The 15,970-nt window shown below is 75.5% G+C and carries 15 protein-coding genes; 6 read left to right on the top strand and 9 right to left on the bottom strand.

Annotation, left to right across the window (positions count from 1 at the left end; genetic code table 11):
• Nucleotides 1-6 precede the first annotated feature (6 nt).
• The gene (locus tag QSK03_RS02940) at nt 7-465 is read right to left on the bottom strand and encodes a DUF4396 domain-containing protein (RefSeq protein ID WP_285648454.1); all 459 of its coding nucleotides are present in this window, start codon (nt 463-465) and stop codon (nt 7-9) included.
• The gene (locus QSK03_RS02935) at nt 462-2,786 is read right to left on the bottom strand and encodes a heavy metal translocating P-type ATPase (RefSeq protein WP_285648453.1); all 2,325 of its coding nucleotides are present in this window, start codon (nt 2,784-2,786) and stop codon (nt 462-464) included. Before QSK03_RS02935 ends, QSK03_RS02940 begins: the two co-directional genes overlap by 4 nt.
• Nucleotides 2,787-3,448: 662 nt before the next feature.
• On the opposite strand from QSK03_RS02935, the gene QSK03_RS02930 reads away from it, so the two are divergent.
• Nucleotides 3,449-4,762 carry a serine hydrolase gene (locus tag QSK03_RS02930; RefSeq protein WP_285648452.1) on the top strand — a complete coding sequence of 438 codons (1,314 nt, stop codon included), beginning with the start codon at nt 3,449-3,451 and terminating at the stop codon, nt 4,760-4,762.
• A gap of 30 nt (nt 4,763-4,792) precedes the next feature.
• Entirely contained in the window at nt 4,793-5,101 is a 309-nt protein-coding gene (locus tag QSK03_RS02925; protein ID WP_285648451.1) for a metal-sensitive transcriptional regulator, read from the top strand.
• A gap of 4 nt (nt 5,102-5,105) precedes the next feature.
• On the opposite strand, the gene QSK03_RS02920 is transcribed toward QSK03_RS02925, so the two are convergent.
• From QSK03_RS02920 to QSK03_RS02910, 3 genes are all read right to left on the bottom strand, one after another.
• Nucleotides 5,106-5,495, bottom strand: a complete 390-nt coding sequence (locus tag QSK03_RS02920) for a hypothetical protein (RefSeq protein ID WP_285648450.1) — start codon at nt 5,493-5,495, stop codon at nt 5,106-5,108.
• Between the two features lie 124 nt (nt 5,496-5,619).
• A complete protein-coding gene (locus tag QSK03_RS02915; RefSeq protein WP_285648449.1) occupies nt 5,620-6,804 on the bottom strand; it encodes an acetyl-CoA hydrolase/transferase C-terminal domain-containing protein in 1,185 nt (394 codons plus the stop codon).
• Nucleotides 6,805-6,817: 13 nt separating this feature from the next.
• Nucleotides 6,818-7,975, bottom strand: a complete 1,158-nt coding sequence (locus QSK03_RS02910) for an acyl-CoA dehydrogenase family protein (RefSeq protein WP_285648448.1) — start codon at nt 7,973-7,975, stop codon at nt 6,818-6,820.
• A 71-nt stretch (nt 7,976-8,046) separates the two neighbouring features.
• On the opposite strand from QSK03_RS02910, the gene QSK03_RS02905 reads away from it, so the two are divergent.
• On the top strand, nt 8,047-8,625 hold the full coding sequence (locus tag QSK03_RS02905) for a carboxymuconolactone decarboxylase family protein (RefSeq protein WP_285648447.1): 579 nt from the start codon (nt 8,047-8,049) through the stop codon (nt 8,623-8,625).
• Here QSK03_RS02905 and sigJ read toward each other — a convergent pair.
• Together sigJ and QSK03_RS02895 are read right to left on the bottom strand one after the other, a co-directional pair.
• Complete coding sequence (sigJ, locus tag QSK03_RS02900; RefSeq protein WP_285648446.1) at nt 8,606-9,481, bottom strand: RNA polymerase sigma factor SigJ; 876 nt, start codon at nt 9,479-9,481, stop codon at nt 8,606-8,608. The genes QSK03_RS02905 and sigJ overlap by 20 nt on opposite strands.
• Before the next feature lie 22 nt (nt 9,482-9,503).
• Nucleotides 9,504-10,970 carry a peptide MFS transporter gene (locus tag QSK03_RS02895; RefSeq protein WP_285648445.1) on the bottom strand — a complete coding sequence of 489 codons (1,467 nt, stop codon included), beginning with the start codon at nt 10,968-10,970 and terminating at the stop codon, nt 9,504-9,506.
• A gap of 165 nt (nt 10,971-11,135) precedes the next feature.
• On the opposite strand from QSK03_RS02895, the gene QSK03_RS02890 reads away from it, so the two are divergent.
• The 3 genes from QSK03_RS02890 (at nt 11,136) to QSK03_RS02880 (ending at nt 14,572) form a co-directional block, all read left to right on the top strand.
• Nucleotides 11,136-12,854 (top strand): L-lactate permease, encoded by a 1,719-nt coding sequence (locus QSK03_RS02890; protein ID WP_285648444.1) that lies wholly within the window; start codon nt 11,136-11,138, stop codon nt 12,852-12,854.
• 117 nt (nt 12,855-12,971) lie between these two features.
• Nucleotides 12,972-13,535 (top strand): hypothetical protein, encoded by a 564-nt coding sequence (locus QSK03_RS02885; RefSeq protein ID WP_285648443.1) that lies wholly within the window; start codon nt 12,972-12,974, stop codon nt 13,533-13,535.
• Nucleotides 13,532-14,572, top strand: a complete 1,041-nt coding sequence (locus tag QSK03_RS02880; protein ID WP_285648442.1) for a protein kinase domain-containing protein — start codon at nt 13,532-13,534, stop codon at nt 14,570-14,572. Before QSK03_RS02885 ends, QSK03_RS02880 begins: the two co-directional genes overlap by 4 nt.
• A 78-nt stretch (nt 14,573-14,650) precedes the next feature.
• Here QSK03_RS02880 and QSK03_RS02875 read toward each other — a convergent pair whose 3' ends face one another.
• Nucleotides 14,651-15,457: a hypothetical protein gene (locus QSK03_RS02875; protein WP_285648441.1), complete on the bottom strand. Its 807-nt coding sequence runs from the start codon at nt 15,455-15,457 to the stop codon at nt 14,651-14,653.
• Between the two features lie 32 nt (nt 15,458-15,489).
• Nucleotides 15,490-15,957 (bottom strand): MarR family transcriptional regulator, encoded by a 468-nt coding sequence (locus QSK03_RS02870; protein WP_285648440.1) that lies wholly within the window; start codon nt 15,955-15,957, stop codon nt 15,490-15,492.
• Nucleotides 15,958-15,970 lie beyond the last annotated feature (13 nt).

The raw sequence follows: 15,970 nt of genomic DNA, 5'->3' as shown, positions 1-15,970 counted from the left end.
GCGAGGCTAGTGATCCGCGTGGTGGTACGCGTGCGCGACGGCGTGGCCCCGTCCGCGGCTGATCATGAAGCGGTTGACCGGCGTCGTGACGACGAACGCGATCGCGAGCGAGACGGCCAGCGACGCCCAGAACAGCACCGAGCCGAGGCCGGCGTCCATCGCGCCGGGCACGGCGAGGACGACGCCGTTGTCGACGACCTCCATCACGGCGATCGAGACCGTGTCCGCGGCGAGGGCGACGCGCAGCGCCGTGCGCAGGTCCGCGCCGGCACGCAGGACGCCGCGCATGGTGAGCGCGTAGCCGAAGACGAACGCCAGCACGATCGACAGCACGACCGTGACGGCGGTGGAGAGCGAAGCGGCCGTCCCGATGACCATGCCGAGGACCTCGCCGATCGCGCAGCCGGTGAGGCAGTGGGCGGTGGCCTGGGCGGCGGCCGACCAGGGGACGTCGCGCCAGCTCATCGGCTCTCCCCGGCGGGGGTGAAGCGGCGCAGGCGCAGGCTGTTGGCCACGACGAACACGCTGGAGAACGCCATCGCGGCGCCGGCGAGCACGGGGTTGAGCAGGCCGAGGGCCGCCAGCGGCAGGGCGGCGACGTTGTAGGCGAACGCCCAGAACAGGTTGCCCTCGATGGTGCGCAGGGTGCGCCGGGCGAGGCGCAGGGCATCGGGGACGACGCGCAGGTCGCCGCGCACGAGCGTGAGGTCGCCGGCCTCGATGGCGGCGTCCGAGCCGGTGCCCATCGCCAGGCCCAGGTCGGCGCGGGCGAGCGCGGCGGCGTCGTTGACCCCGTCGCCGACCATGGCGACCACCGCGCCGGCGTCCTGCAGACGGGCGACCTCGTCGGCCTTCTGCTCGGGCAGCACCCCGGCGATCACGGTCGGGATGCCGACCTCGTCGGCGACGGCGCGCGCGACGGTCTCGTGGTCGCCGGTGAGCAGGACGGTGCGCAGCCCCATCCCGTGCAGCGCCACGATCGCGCCGGCGGAGCTGTCGCGCACGGTGTCGGCGACGGCCAGGACACCCCGCACCTCCGGGGCATCCCCGGGGTCGGCCCAGGCCACGACGACCGGGGTCGACCCGCCGGCCTCGACCTCGGCGACGGCCTCGCGCAGCGCGTCGGTCGGGACGCCGAGCTCGTCGAGCAGCCGGAGCCGCCCCACGACGACCGCGCGCCCCTCGACGGTGCCGGTGACGCCGAGCCCGTCGCGGGCGGCGACGTCGACGGCCGCGGGGAGGTCCCCCCGGAGCTCGGGGAGCCGCTCGCGGGCGGCGTCGGCGACGGCGCGGGCGACCGGGTGGGTCAGCGCGTCCTCGAGGGCGCCCGCGCGGCGCAGCAGGTCGCTCCCGTCGAAACCGGCGAGCGGGGTGACGCCGGTGAGGCGCATCTCGCCGGTGGTGACGGTGCCGGTCTTGTCGAGGACGACGGTGTCGACGCGGCGCGTGGACTCGAGCACCTCGGGCCCGCGCAGCAGGATGCCGAGCTGGGCGCCGCGCCCGGTGCCGACCATCAGCGCGGTCGGCGTCGCGAGCCCGAGCGCGCACGGGCAGGCGATGATGAGGACCGCGACCGCGGCGGTGAACGCGGCCGAGGCGCCCGCGCCGACGAGCAGCCAGACCGCGAGCGTGCCGAGCGCGAGCACGATGACGATCGGCACGAACACCGCGGACACGCGGTCGGCCAGCGCCTGGACGGCGGCCTTGCCGTTCTGCGCCTCCGCCACGCGGCGCGCGATGCGGGCGAGGCGCGTGTCGGCGCCGACCGCGGTCGCGCGCACCACGAGGCGCCCGCCGACCGCGACCGTCGCCCCGCTGACCTCGTCGCCGGGCTCGACGTCCACCGGCACCGACTCGCCGGTCATCGCGCTCGCGTCGATCGCGGAGCGCCCCTCGACGACGACACCGTCGGTCGCCACCGTCTCGCCGGGCCGCACGACGAACTCGTCGCCGAGCGCCAGCCGCTCGACCGGGATGCGTTCCTCGCGCCCGTCGCGGCGGACGGCGACGTCCTTCGCGCCGAGGTCGAGCAGGGCCCGCAGGGCGTCGCCGGCGCGGCGCCGCGCGCGGGCCTCGAAGTACCGGCCGGCCAGCACGAAGGTCGTGACGCCGGCGGCGGCCTCGAGGTAGATGGCGTCGGGGCCGCCGGCGGCGGTCAGCGAGAGCTCGTGGGTCATGCCCGGCATGCCCGCGCCGCCGAGGAAGAGGGCGTAGAACGACCAGCCGAGCGCGGCCAGCGTGCCCACCGAGACCAGGGTGTCCATGGTCGCGGCGCCGTGGCGCAGGTTGGTCCAGGTCGCCCGGTGGATGTCCTGCCCGCCCCACACCACCACGGGGGCGGCGAGGATCGCCGAGAGCCACTGCCAGTTCGTGAACTGCCAGGGCGGCACCATGGCCAGCACGATCACGGGCAGCGTCAGGGCCACGCTCACGAGCAGGCGCCGCCGCAGGACGTCGGCGGGGCCGTCCGCCGGGTGCTCCTCGCTGCCGCCCGGGACGGCGGGCCCCGGGACCGACGCGCCGTAACCGAGCTTCTCGACCGCCGCGACGAGCTCCGCGGGATCGACGGGCCCGGTGCGGTCGACCCAGGCCGTGCCGGTCGCGAAGTTGACCCCCGCCGCGACGCCGTCGACCTTGTTGAGGCGCTTCTCGATGCGGGCGGCGCAGGAGGCGCAGGTCATCCCGGTGATCGCCAGCTCGACGCGGCCGGTGTCCGCCGTCGCGCCTGCGGTCCCGGCGCGCTCGGTGTCGGACGCCGGCGTGGGCGACGCGGGCGGTGCGGTCATGCGGCCTCCCTCTCTCCTCCCCGTTAGTACCCCTAGGGGGTATGGCTGTCAAACCGCCACGGCGTGGCGGACGGGTGGGTCGTCGGTCACGCGGAGCGAAGTGGTGTGATTGTTTCGTGACCTCGCACCGGCCGCCGCCGCGGTCGGGGCCGGACGGACCATCGGGACATCCCCGCCCGCCCGGCTCCGCCGGGCCCGTCGCCGCACCGGCACGCCACCGCGCGCCGGTCGGAGAGGTCGACGCGCCCGCTGCCGGCGGCGGCGTGGGCCTGCTCAGCGCCCCGCCCCGGACCGGAGCACACACGGGAGCGCACACCGGGGGCTACCCGGGAACGCGCACGGGCGCCCACCCGGGGCCGCCGACCGGGGCGTACCCGAGCCCGCAGACCGGCGCCCACCGGGGGACGCACACCGGGGTCTACCCGGGGCCGCCGACCGGGGCGTACCCCGGACCTCCCGGCCCGCGCACCGGCGCCCACACCGGGTCCCACCCCGGAGCCCCTCGCCGGGACGCCCCGCCGGGACGCCCGCCCGGCCCCGGGCACCCCGAGCGCGTCCCGCCACCTCCTCCGGGCCTCGCGCCCGCCGGCGCCGCGCCTCCGGCGCCTCCGGCACCCCCGCCGCCCGGTCGCCCCGCCGGTGGTGTGCCGCCCCGCGGCCCGGTGCCACCGCCCGCGAGCCCTCCCCGGGGGACCGGCGTCGTCGCGCGTCCCGCGACCCGTCCCGGCCCGGCCGGCGGGGACGAGCCGTCGGCGGCGCGTTGCTCCACGCCGCCGTCCGCCGACCGAACCGACCGTGCCGACCGCGCCGAGGGCGGCACGAGCGACCGCGCCGCCGCCCGTCGCGCCTCACGGGCCGGCGCCGAGCGCCCGGGGGCGACCACGGGCACGCGGCGCGCCCCGGGCGAGCGGGGGACGACGTCCCGGCCGGCCCCGGCGAGTCGCGTCACCGCTCCGGAGCGCTCGTCGCACCGCGCGGGCGGCCGGGCCGCGAGCCGGTCGCAGGCCCCGCCGCCGAACCGCGCCGCCCGCCGCCAGGCCCCGGCCGACAGCGAGCCGCGTCGCAACCGGGGGCTTCCGCTGGGCGTGGGCGCGGCGGTCGTCGGCGCGCTCATGGCCGGCACGCTGATCACGATCGAGACGCTCAACGGGGCACCCGCCAACCCGCTGGCCGCGTCGGCCCGCGCGCTGAACCTGCCGACGAGCGGGACCGAGCACCTGGCCCCGCCCGCCCAGCCGAGCGCCCCGGAGGTCGACCTCGCGGGCGCCGTCTCGCAGGCGGAGCAGGCGGGGGCGCGCGACGGCTTCAACCTCAGCGTCGCCGTCGGGGACGCCGCGACCGGTGACGTCGCCCCGGGGTCGAACCCGGACGAGACCTTCTACACAGCGTCGCTGGCGAAGCTCTTCGTGGCCGTCGACATGCTGCAGCGCCAGCGCGACGGCGAGCTGACCCTCGGCGACCGCGACCTGCGCCTGCTCCACGCCGCGCTCACCGTCAGCAGCGATCCGGCCATGAACGCGCTCTGGACCCAGTACGACGGGCCGAGCGCGATCACCCGCGTCTCCCGCTCGGTCGGCCTGGAGGACACGACCGCGCCGGACGACACGTCCCAGTGGGGCGAGGTGCAGACCTCGGCGCGCGACATGGTGAAGCTGCTGCGCCACATCCAGGTCGACTTGCCCGCCCCCGACCGCGACCTGCTGCTGGGCACCATGTCCCAGGCGCAGCGCATCGCCGGCGACGGGTTCGATCAGGGCTTCGGCTTCCTCGACGGCACCCACGTGCCGGTCAAGCAGGGCTGGCTGTGCTGCCTGGGCTCGCGGGCCAACCTGCACTCGGTCGCCGTCCTCGACGGGCGCTTCCTCGTCGCGGTGCTGACCGACGAGCCGCCCGGGTACGACGCGGCCCGCCAGGTGGTCGACGCCGCCGCCTCCTCCGTCCGTCGGGACCTCGGGGACGCCGCCCGCGCCGGGTAACGTGACCGGGGAGGCGGCTTCGGGAGGGTCATGGAGACGGAGCAGGCACCCGAGCACGGCTACGGCTACGCCGGGAACAAGGACGACCACCTGCGGCGACTGCGCCGCATCGAGGGCCAGGTCCGCGGCATCGCCCGGATGATCGAGGACGACAAGTACTGCATCGACGTGCTCACGCAGGTCTCCGCGGCGACGCGGGCGCTGCAGAACGTGGCGCTCGGCCTGCTCGAGGAGCACATGGGCGGCTGCGTGGTCGACGCGGCGAAGGCGGGCGACGCGGAGGCCGCCGAGAAGGTCCAGGAGGCCTCGGCGGCCATCGCCCGCCTCGTCCGGTCGTGAGCTCCTACGCCCGCGCGGCCACGGCGCTGTCGACGCGGCGGCGCAGTTCCGCGGCGAGGGCCTCGACACCGCCGAAGCGGCGGTCGACCACCAGCTGGCCGAGCACCGCGAGCAGGACCGACGGCCACTCGACGAGACCGAGGATCCCGGCTCCGGCGTACAGCGCGTAGAGCACGAGGCTCCCGGCCTCGGGAGTGTGCGCGCGCACCCAGAGCTTCACCGCCTCCTCGTCGCCGCGGTCGAGCGCCGCGAGCAGGTCGGGCGCCTGCTCCGGCTCCGGCGCGGTCTCCGAGGGCAGGGGCGGGGTCTGCGTCACCGTCGCCGCCGTGCCGTCGGGCACGGCCGCGAGGTGCGCGCGGGAGGCGGTCGGGGATCCGGCGGTGCCGTCGGCCATGGGATGTCCTCGCGGGGTCGGCGGGATGAACGGGTGCTGTCGTGCGGGCGTACCCACCCTAGGCGGCTCAGGTTGCCGGACCGTGATGGATCGTCCAGGGAAGCTCCTCGGACGCCGGGCGCGCTCAGCCCGGGAACAGCCCGTCGAGCGCGCGACGGCGCTCGTCGCGGTCGAGCCCGCGCAGGTCGGCGTGCCCGTGCTCGGTGACGACGACGTCGACATCGTGGGCGGCCGTCGTCACCGGACGGGAGAGCCGGTCGACGCGGGTCGAGCGTCCCCGGTGCTGCGAGGCCAGGGCGACGACCGAGAGACCGCGCGCCGATCTGGCGGCGGCCGCGGCGTAGTCCGGGTGCCCACCGATGCCGCCGACCAGCGCGGTCGCGGTGCCCTCGACGTTCACCTGGCCGTCGAGGTCGATCTCCACGGCCGTGTTCACCGACACCAGGGGCGGGTCCGCGGCGAGGCGCGCGGGCTCGTGGGTGTGCTCGATGCGGTGGACGACGGGGTGCCCGGCGCGGCCCCGGGCGTCGGCCCAGGCGTAGAGCGCCGGGCTGCCGACGAGGTAGGTCGCGACGGGGTCGGAGAGCAGGAGCCCGGCCTCGTCGAGGGCGACGACCCCGTCACCGAGCAGGCCGGAGTCCGCGTGCACCCGGATCCCGGCGGCCCGCACCGCGCCCACGACGGCCTCGCCGAGCTGACCGGGCGCCCACTGCAGGCGGACCCCGTCGGCGAGCAGGCCCGCGACGTGGCGCCCGATCGCCTCGTGCTCCGGGCTGGGCGCGGGCGGCGGCGTCGGGGCGTGCGGTCCGGTCGCCTCCTCGCCGAGGACGAAGACCTGCTCGTCGGGCAGCGGCGGGCCGGCCGCCGCGCGGGGCAGGGCGGGATCGAGGACGACGGCCAGCGGGACCCCGAGGTCGACCACCGCGCGGATCCACGACACCTCGGCGCCGAGCACCGGACCGACCGGGCCCGGCGCGGCGGCGACCACGAGCACGTCGGGGCGCAGCGGCCCGGCGACCAGCGCCGGCACCGCGGACAGGCGCGCCGGCACGGCGTGCACGTGCCCGGCCTCCGCGGCCGCGCGCAGGCCCCAGCCGGGCATCACGGTGCGGGCGTCGGCGAAGGCGGCGAGGTCGAGGCCGTTGGCGGGCCCGGGCAGCCAGCCGGTGACCAGGCGCAGGTCGCCCCGCTCCCGGGCGAGCGCGGAGAGCAGCGGGTAGGCCGCACGCGGGCTGCCGCAGCCGTCGGCGAGCGCGATGCGCGCCCCGGGGCGCACGAGACCGGCGAGGATGCCGCCGTCCAGGGCCATGATCGGCAGTCTGTCAGCCCCGCGCGGCGCTCCCGAGCAGGCCCCGGGCGATGATCACCTGCTGGATCTGGCTCGTGCCCTCGTAGATCCGGAACAGGCGCGCGTCGCGGTAGAGGCGCTCGACCGGCACGCCGCGCATGTAGCCCGAGCCGCCGTGCACCTGCACGGCGCGGTCGGCGATGCGCCCGACGGCCTCGGAGCAGAAGTACTTCGCCGTCGACGGGCCGAGCGTGGTGTCCGAGCCGTCGTCGTAGGCCCGCGCGGCCTCGCGGACCAGGGCGCGCCCGGCGTGCCAGTCGGTCACCGAGTCGGCCACGAGGCCCTGCACGAGCTGGTAGGCGGCGATCTTGTGCCCACCCTGCTCGCGCTCGGTGGCGAACAGGCGCATCTCCTCGACCAGCCGCGCCGCCATGCCCATGCACAGCGCCGCGATGTGCAGCCGGCCGTGCGCGAGGCAGCGCATCGCGGTGACGAACCCGCGGTGCAGGCCCTCCTCGCCGCCGACGAGGTGGGCGGCCGGGACGCGGACCTCGTCGAGGTAGACCTCGCAGGTCCACGAGCCGCGCTGGCCCATCTTCGCGTCGTGCTCGGTGAACGAGACCCCGGGTGCCGACGTCGGGACGAGGAACGTCGAGATGCCCTTGGCCGGCGGGGCGTCCGGATCGGTGCGCGCGAAGACCATGAGCACGTCGGCCAGCGGCGCGTTGGTGATCCAGCGCTTCTGCCCGGTGATCACGAACTCCTCGCCGTCCCGCACGGCCTTCGTGGTCAGCGACGACGGGTCGGAGCCGGCGTCGGGCTCGGTGAGCGCGAAGGAGGCGACGACCTCGCCGCTCGCCAGCCGCGGCAGCCACTCGTTCTGCTGCTCCGGGGTGCCGCCGGTGAGCAGGACCTGCCCGGCGATGCCGTTGTTGGTGCCGAACAGCGAGCGCAGCGACGGCGTGGTCCAGCCGAGCTCCATGGCCAGCTCCACCTCCTCGGCCATCGACAGCCCGATGCCGCCGAACTCCTCGGGGATCGCGAAGCCGTAGAGGCCCATCGCCTTGCACGCCTCGCGCAGCTTCTCCGGGACCTCGTCGGTCGCCTCGATCTCGTCCTCGCGCGGCACCACCTCCTCGCGGACGAACGCGCGGACCGAGGACAGGACGTCGGCGAAGTCGGAGGCCTCCATGACCTCACCGTGTCACGTTCGGCGGGGCCCCGCCGTCCACCGGTCACCACCCGCGTCCAGGAGGAGAAACCATGGCCCGCATCCCCGTCGTCGACGACCGCGACGCCGGCGTCCTCGGCCGCCTCGCCTACCGGTTCGCGCGCCGGCGCTTCGGCGACGTGCCCGAGCCGTTCACGGTGCTGCGCCACCACCCCGGCCTGTTCTGGACCGCGGCGGTGTCCGAGTCGCTCACCGAGAAGGTCGCGACGGTCCTGCCGGCCCGGCTGCGCGACCTCGCCGTCTACCGCACCGCGACCCGGGTGGGGTGCTCCTGGTGCGTCGACTTCGGCGAGATGCTCTGGGTCCGCGAGGGCCTCGACGCCGACCACCTGCGCCGCGCCGCCGCCGACGACGCCCCGCACGACGAGCGCTTCGACGCCGACGAGCGCGCGGTCCTCGCCTACGCCGACGCCGTGAGCGCCCAGCCGATCGCGGTCACCGACGCCCAGGTCGCCGACCTCGACGCGCGCCTCGGGCACGCCGGCCTCGTCGAGCTGACCCACCTGATCGCCGTGGAGAACCAGCGGGCGCGGTCGAACGCCGCGCTCGGGGTGCGCGCGCAGGGCTTCGCCGCGTCGTGCGAGGTCCCGGTCAGACCTTCTCCGGGTTGAGCACCGCGTGCACCGCCCGGGCGCGCCCGTCCGCGACGGTGAGGACCAGCACGGCCGACGTCGGCCCCAACGACACGAGCAGGCCGGCCTCGCCGTTGACCATGACCGGACGCGCCGCGGACAGGATCTCCGGGTCGCCCTCCTCGAGCAGCGCGACGAGCAGCCGCGCGATCTTCTCCGCGCCCACGACGGTCCGGCGCGCGGCCTTGACGATGCCGCCGCCGTCGGTGCGCAGGGCGGCGTCGGGGTGCAGGAGCGTCACCAGCGTTGCGACGTCGCCCGCGGCGAGGGCGGCGACGAACGCGTCGAGCACCCGGCGCTGGTCGGGCTCCGGCACCGGGTCGGGCAGCTCGCCGTCCGCCGCGGCGGCGCCGACCGTGCGCCGGGCACGGGAGGCGTGCTGGCGCGCGGTCGTCGTGGTGCAGCCCAGGACGTCGGCGATGTCGTCGAACGGGAGCCCCGCGGAGTCGTGCAGGACGAGCGCCACCCGCTGGTCGGGGGAGAGGCGCTCGAGCACGAGCAGAGCGGCGATCCGCACGTCCTCGCGGGCGACGACGGCGTCGAGCACGTCGTCGGCGCCTGTCGTGACCAGCGGCTCGGGCAGCCACGGCCCGACGTACTGCTCGCGCCGGGCCGGTGCGGAGCGGACCCGGTCGAGGCAGAGCCGCCCCACCGCGGTCGCCAGCCACGCGCGGACGTCCCGCACCTGCGCGCGGCCGACGTCCCCGAGCCGGTCCCAGCGCAGCCACGCCTCCTGCAGGGCGTCCTCGGCGTCGGCGCGCGACCCGGTGAGGCGGTAGCCGACGGCGAGCAGGTGGGCGCGGTGCTCCTCGGTGGGCGGCGCCTCGGCGGTCACCCCGCCATCATGCCCGCGCGGCTCACCGCACGCCCCGCATCGCGCGCCGGATCCACGGGGTGAGGGCGAACAGCACGAGCCCGAGCACGATCGCGGCGGCGCCGGTGATCCCGAAGTAGGCGCCCTCGTGCTCGGGGGCGTAGAAGCCCGCGAGGGTTCCCGAGAGCGCCGAGCCCAGCGAGACCGTGAGGTAGAACAGCGCGACGGTGAGATTCCGGAACGCCGCGGGCCCGATCCGGGTCGACACCGAGAGCCCGACCGGCGAGAGGTTCATCTCGGCCAGGGCGAACACCAGCAGGATCAGCACCAGTGCGAGCACCGGCGTGGAGTTGCCGACGCCGCCCGCCCAGGGCAGGAAGAGCAGGAACGCGATGCCCATGCCGGTGGCGCCGATCGCGAACTTCGCGGGCGTCGACGGCGCGCGGGTGCCGAGCTTCGTCCAGAGCACCGCGAACAGCGGCGCCAGGACGATCACCCAGAACGGCTCGATCGAGTTGGGCCAGCTGACCGGCATCTCCCAGCCGAACAGGTTCCGGTCGAGCCGCTCGTCGGAGTAGAGCTCGACGACGGTGAACTGCTGCTGGAACAGCGACCAGAACACGACGCTGCCCAGCCACATCGGGATGAAGGCGCGCACGCGGCTGCGCTCGTCGTCGTCGACCTTCGGGCTGGTCAGCATGATCGTGAAGATCACGATGGAGATCACGGCGACGACGATCGCGACCGCGGTCGAGAGCGTGCCCGGCTCGAGCACGCCGGTGGCGAAGCCGATCAGCACGACGACGACGACGCCGACCGCGACGAGCGCCGGGCGGACCCACGCGCCCGGGGGCAGCGGGTCGGGCACGACGGCCGCGGTGTCCGGGAGGCCCCGGCGGCCGACCGCGTAGATGCCCAGCCCGATCGCCATCCCGATCGCGGCGAGGCCGAACGCCCAGTGGAACCCGATCTGCTGCTGGGTCAGGCCCGTGAGCAGGGGCCCGACGAGCGCACCGATGTTGACGCCCATGTAGAAGATCGAGAAGCCGGCGTCGGCGCGCGGGTCGTCGCGGGCGTAGAGCGAGCCGACGACGCTCGTCGCCGAGGTCTTCACCCCGCCGCTGCCCAGGGCGACCAGGACGAGGCCGACGGCGACGCCGGTGAGGCCCGGGATCACGGCGAGGGCGATGTGGCCCGCCATCACCGTGATCGCGGAGAAGAACAGCGTCCGCTCGGCGCCGAGGACCCGGTCGGCGACCCACGCCCCGACCACGGCGGCCAGGTACACCAGGCCGCCGTAGGCGCCGATGATGCTGGTGGCGGACGCCTTCTCCAGGCCCAGCCCGCCCTCGGTCACGGCGTAGTACAGGTAGTACGCCATGACGGTCTGCATCCCGTAGAACGAGAAGCGTTCCCACAGCTCGACCGAGAACAGGCTGCCGAGGACGAGGGGGTGCCCGAAGAACCGACGGTCGGTCGAGGGCACGTGCTCGGTGGTCGGGGTCGTCACGGGGTGCAGCGTGCTCCTCGCGGAGTGCGACCGCCAGAGTGGACACGCGGCGCGGACCCGTCCGGATGGCGAAAGAGGGTCACCGTTTCGTGTCGACACCGGGCGACGGAACGGGCACGCTGCGCCACCACACGGGCGGCGCCGCCCGTTCCCGGAGGTGGCCCCGTGTACGTCCAGAACGACACCCCGCTCGGCTCGCTGGCGCTGAGCTCGCTGGTCGCCGTGCTCCCGCTGCTGGTCCTGTTCGTCCTGCTGGGCGGTCTGCGGGTCCGGGCGTGGCTCGCGTCGCTGATCGGGCTGGCGGTCGCGCTGCTCGTGGCGATCCTCGTGTACGGCATGCCGGTGGGGCAGGCCGTCCTCGCGGGGATCGAGGGCGCGGCGTTCGGCTTCTTCCCGATCCTCTGGATCGTGATCAACGCCTTGTGGATCTACCAGATGACCGTGACGTCGGGGCATTTCGACGTGCTCCGCCGGTCGTTCGGGTCGGTGTCCGACGACCCGCGGGTGCAGGCGGTCATCATCGCGTTCGCCTTCGGCGCGCTGCTCGAGGCGCTGGCCGGGTTCGGCACCCCGGTGGCGATCTGCACGATCATGCTCATCGCGCTGCGCTTCCACCCGCTCAAGGCCGCGGTGGTCGCCCTGGTCGCCAACACCGCCCCGGTGGCCTTCGGGGCCATCGCCGTGCCGATCACCACGCTCGCGCAGGTCACCGGCCTGCCGGAGGACGCCCTCGGCGCGATGGTCGGGCGCCAGACGCCGATCCTGGCGCTGTTCGTGCCGTTCGTCCTCGTCGGGCTGGTCGACGGCTGGAAGGGGCTGCGGGAGACCTGGCCGGTCGCGCTGGTCGCCGGCCTCGTGTTCGGTCTCGCGCAGTTCGCGACGTCGAACTACCTGTCGCTCCCGCTGACCGACATCGTCGCCGCCCTGCTCTCCGCCGGCGCCGTGGTGCTGCTGGTGCGGGCCCGTCCGCCGCGCCGGGCCGCGGTCGCGACGGACGCGACGGCCGAGGAGACCGCCGCCACCCGGACGCCGGTGGGCGTCGGTGGTGGCGACGGGACGGGTGGCGACGGGACGGGTGGCGACGCGACCGGTGGCGTGCCCGCCGAGGGGGCCGACGCCGACGACCACCGTCAGGACAGCCGCCGGGACACGGTCCTCGCGTACACGCCATACGTGATCATCATCGTGCTGTTCGGCATCCAGCAGATCCCGCCGGTGAGCAAGGCGCTCAAGGCGGTGACGGTGAAGTTCAACTGGCCGGGCCTCGACGTGCGCACTGCGGCCGGCAAGCCCGTCTCCACCGTCGCCTTCAACCTCAACTGGCTCGAGGCCGCCGGCACGATCCTGCTCATCGCCGGCGTCATCACCGCGCTCGTGCTGCGGTTGCGGCCAGGGTCCGCCGTCGCGGCCTACGGGCGGACGCTCGTGCAGCTGCGCACCGCGATCCCGACGGTCATGGCCGTGCTCGCGCTGGCCTACGTCATGAACGACTCGGGGCAGACGCTCACCCTCGGCGCCCTGCTGGCCGGGACCGGCGGGTTCTTCGCGGTGCTCTCCCCGGTGCTCGGGTGGCTGGGGACGGCGGTCACCGGCTCGGACACGTCGTCCAACTCGCTGTTCGGCGCGCTCCAGGTCACGGCGGCCAAGGGCGCCGGGCTCGACCCGATCCTGCTGGCGGCGGCGAACAGCTCCGGCGGCGTGCTCGGCAAGATGATCTCGCCGCAGAACCTCGCCATCGCCGCGTCCGCGGTCGGCATGGCCGGGCGCGAGGGGGAGATCCTGCGCCGCGTGCTGCTCTGGAGCCTCGTGTTCCTCGCGGGCATGTGTGTCCTCGTGCTCCTGCAGTCGACACCGGTGCTGGGCTGGATGGTGGTCGCGGGATAGGCACCGGTGTGATCGGGTAGGCCCGTTCGACGGCACTTGCCGTGCACCCGCTCGTCGCCGGCGGCGTTCCGGGTACCGGAGTGGTGTGATCGTCGGTAATCGATCACGGAGGGGTGCATGGATCCGGTCCTCATCGTCGTCGTGGTCGCTGCCGTCGTCCTCGTCCTGGGCGTCGTGCTCGTCCTGGTCGCCCGCAAGCGCTCGCAGTCGCGGCGCGCCGCGCTGCGCAGCCAGTTCGGCGACGAGTACGACCGCGTGGTCTCCGAGTACGGGCGGCGCGACGGGGAGCGCGAGCTGCGGGCACGCCTGTCCCGGCGCCGGGAGCTGGAGGTGCGCGAGCTCGACGGCGGGGAGCGCGACCGCTTCGGCCAGGCGTGGGAGTCGGCGCAGTCGTCGTTCGTCGAGAACCCGTCGACCGGCCTGCGCGACGCGGATCTGCTCGTGCAGCAGGTGATGCGCGAGCGCGGCTACCCGACCGAGAGGTTCGAGGAGCGCGCCAAGATGATCTCGGTCGACCACCCGGACCTCGTCGAGCGCTACCGCGCCGCCCACCGCACCTCCACCGAGGTCGAGGAGGGCACCGCCGACACCGAGGACATGCGCCAGGCCATGGTCGACCAGCGCTACCTGTTCGACGCCCTGCTCGGCGGTGGCGACGCGGCCAGGACGCGGCGGATGTGAGCGAGACCCGCGTCCTCGCCGACCGCTACGAGCTGCGCGGGCTCATCGGGCGCGGTGGCATGGCCGAGGTGCACCGCGCGCTCGACCGCGACCTCGGGCGCACCGTCGCGGTGAAGCTCCTGCCCGCCGAGCACCGCGGCGACGCGGAGTACGGCGGGCGCCTGCGCGACGAGGCCCGCGCGGCCGCGGTGATCGACCACCCGCACGTCGTCGCCGTGCACGACGTCGGGTTCGCCGACGGTGGCGAGGTGTTCGTCGTCATGGAGTGCGTCGACGGACGCACCCTGCGCGAGGAGCTCCGCGACCGCGGCCGCCTGCGGCCCGCGGAGGCCGCGGCGCTGCTCGTGCCCGTCTGCGAGGCCCTCGCCGCCGCGCACGAGCGCGGGATCGTGCACCGCGACGTGAACCCCGGCAACGTCATGCGCTGCCATGACGGCACCGTCAAGCTGATGGACTTCGGCATCGCCCGCGTCGCCGACGTCGAGGGCTTCACCCACACCGGGGTCGTCGTGGGCACCGCGGCCTACCTCTCGCCCGAGCAGGTCCGCTGCGACCCGCTGGACGGCCGGTCGGACCTCTACGCCGTCGGGTGCACGCTCTACGAGCTGCTCACCGGGCAGGTCCCGTTCCGCGGCCCCAGCTCGGTCGAGGTCGCCTCGCAGCGGCTGCGGGAGTCGCCGGTGCCGCCGCGGGAGATCGCTCGCGACGTGCCCGCCGACCTCGACGCCCTCGTGCTGCGGGCGATGGCCCTCGACCCCGCGGGCCGCCACCGCGACGCCCGCGAGCTCGCCGACGACCTGCGCCGCTGCGGCGCACTCGACCCGGCACAGCGCACCGAGGTGATCACCTCGCGCAACGGCGGCGCCGTGCCGGCCACCCGGCCCGACCCGGCGCCTGCGTACCGGACCGACCCCGTGACGGGTCCCGAACCCGGCGAGCGCGAGCCCTGGTCGGCGGTGCGGCGCCTCGGGATCGCGCTGGTCGTGCTCGCCGTGCTCGTGCTCGCCGGTGCCGGCGTGGTGCTCGCGCTGCGGTGAGTGTCAGCGAAGCGCCCCTATCGGCGTGCTCGATGGGATACGGACGCTGAGCGTCCGTATCGGGACGTCGATCACCGGTCAGACCTGGCCGAGCCGGCGCAGCGCGAGCCGGCCGTCGGCGGGGCCGGTCTGCGTCCAGGTCCCCGACGCGACCGTCCAGGTGCGCCCGTCGTAGGTGACGCTCTCGAGCGAGAGCCGCTCGCCGTGCGCCACGAGCCAGGTCGCGAGCGCCCAGCCGGCCTGCTCGGTCTGCTCGCCCGAGAGCCGCCGCGTCCCGATCTCCTGGGCGGCCAGCTCGGCGATCGGCGCGGTCGAGGGGTCGGCGGGCGGGGTCGAGGGCAGGTCGGTGCAGGTCCACGAGGCCGGCGCCTGCCCCAGCAGGGCGACCGCCATGAGGCGCGCCTCGGGCTCGTGGTCGGCGTAGGCCTCCGGGTAGCCGCTGCGCTGCACGCGCTGCGCCGCGGCCGTGACGTCCATGCTCGCCCAGCCGGGCACCTGCAGGAGCGCGGTGTAGAACGCCGTCGTGGCGTAGACGGGGTCGAGGATCTCGTCCCGTGAGCCCCAGCCCTGGCTCGGGCGCTGCTGGAACAGCCCGACCGAGTCGCGGTCGCCGCCGCGCAGGTTGGCCAGGCCGGACTCCTGCACCGCGGTCGCGAGCGCGATGGTGACGGCACGGTCGGGGACGCCGAGCCGGCGGCCGACGCCGACGATCGTCGCGGCGCTGTCGGCCTGGCCCGGCGAGAGCGTCCAGGTCGCGGGCAGGCCGGGGGAGTCGGGCGGCGCGGTGATCGTGCAGCGCGGGGTGGCCAACGGGGAGCTCCGGGACAGGACGACGATCAGCGTGATCACCAGCGCGAGCACGGCGAGGACGGCGACGACGGCCACGCCCAACCGGGCGCGGGCGGCGAACGGGGTGCTCAGGATGCGTCCTCTCCGGACATCTGCGCGCGGTGCTCGGCGACCGACGCGACGACCTCGGTGAGGAAACGATCGATGACGGCCAGTTCGTCCGGTGTGTAGTCGGCGAGCACCGCGTCGAGCCGGGCGGCCAGCGGGCCGAACCAGGCGCGGCCGACGTCGGCACCCGCGGCGTCGTGGTGCAGGGTCACGCGCCGGCGGTCGACGTCGTCGCGCACCCGGTGGAGGTGCCCGAGCCGCTCGAGCCGGTCGACCGCGGCCGTGGTGGCCCCCGAGGACAGGCCGACCTCGGCGCCGAGGCGGCCGGGGGTGAGCGCGTCGCCGTCCCGCTCGGCCCGCAGCACCGCGAGCAGCGCCTGGGCGTCCGTGCGGTGCAGCCCGTGCTCGGCGGCGAAGGCCTGACCGAGCCGCCCGGACTCGTCGGCGTAGGCCTGGAGGAGCTCCACGAGGTGTGCGCGGTCCGCCACGCCTGCATGCTAG

Source organism: Actinomycetospora sp. NBRC 106375, assembly GCF_030269665.1.
Lineage (GTDB): Bacteria > Actinomycetota > Actinomycetes > Mycobacteriales > Pseudonocardiaceae > Actinomycetospora.
The sequence above is the reverse complement of the archived record's forward strand: the minus strand, read 5'-3'. Positions and strand labels throughout refer to the sequence as shown.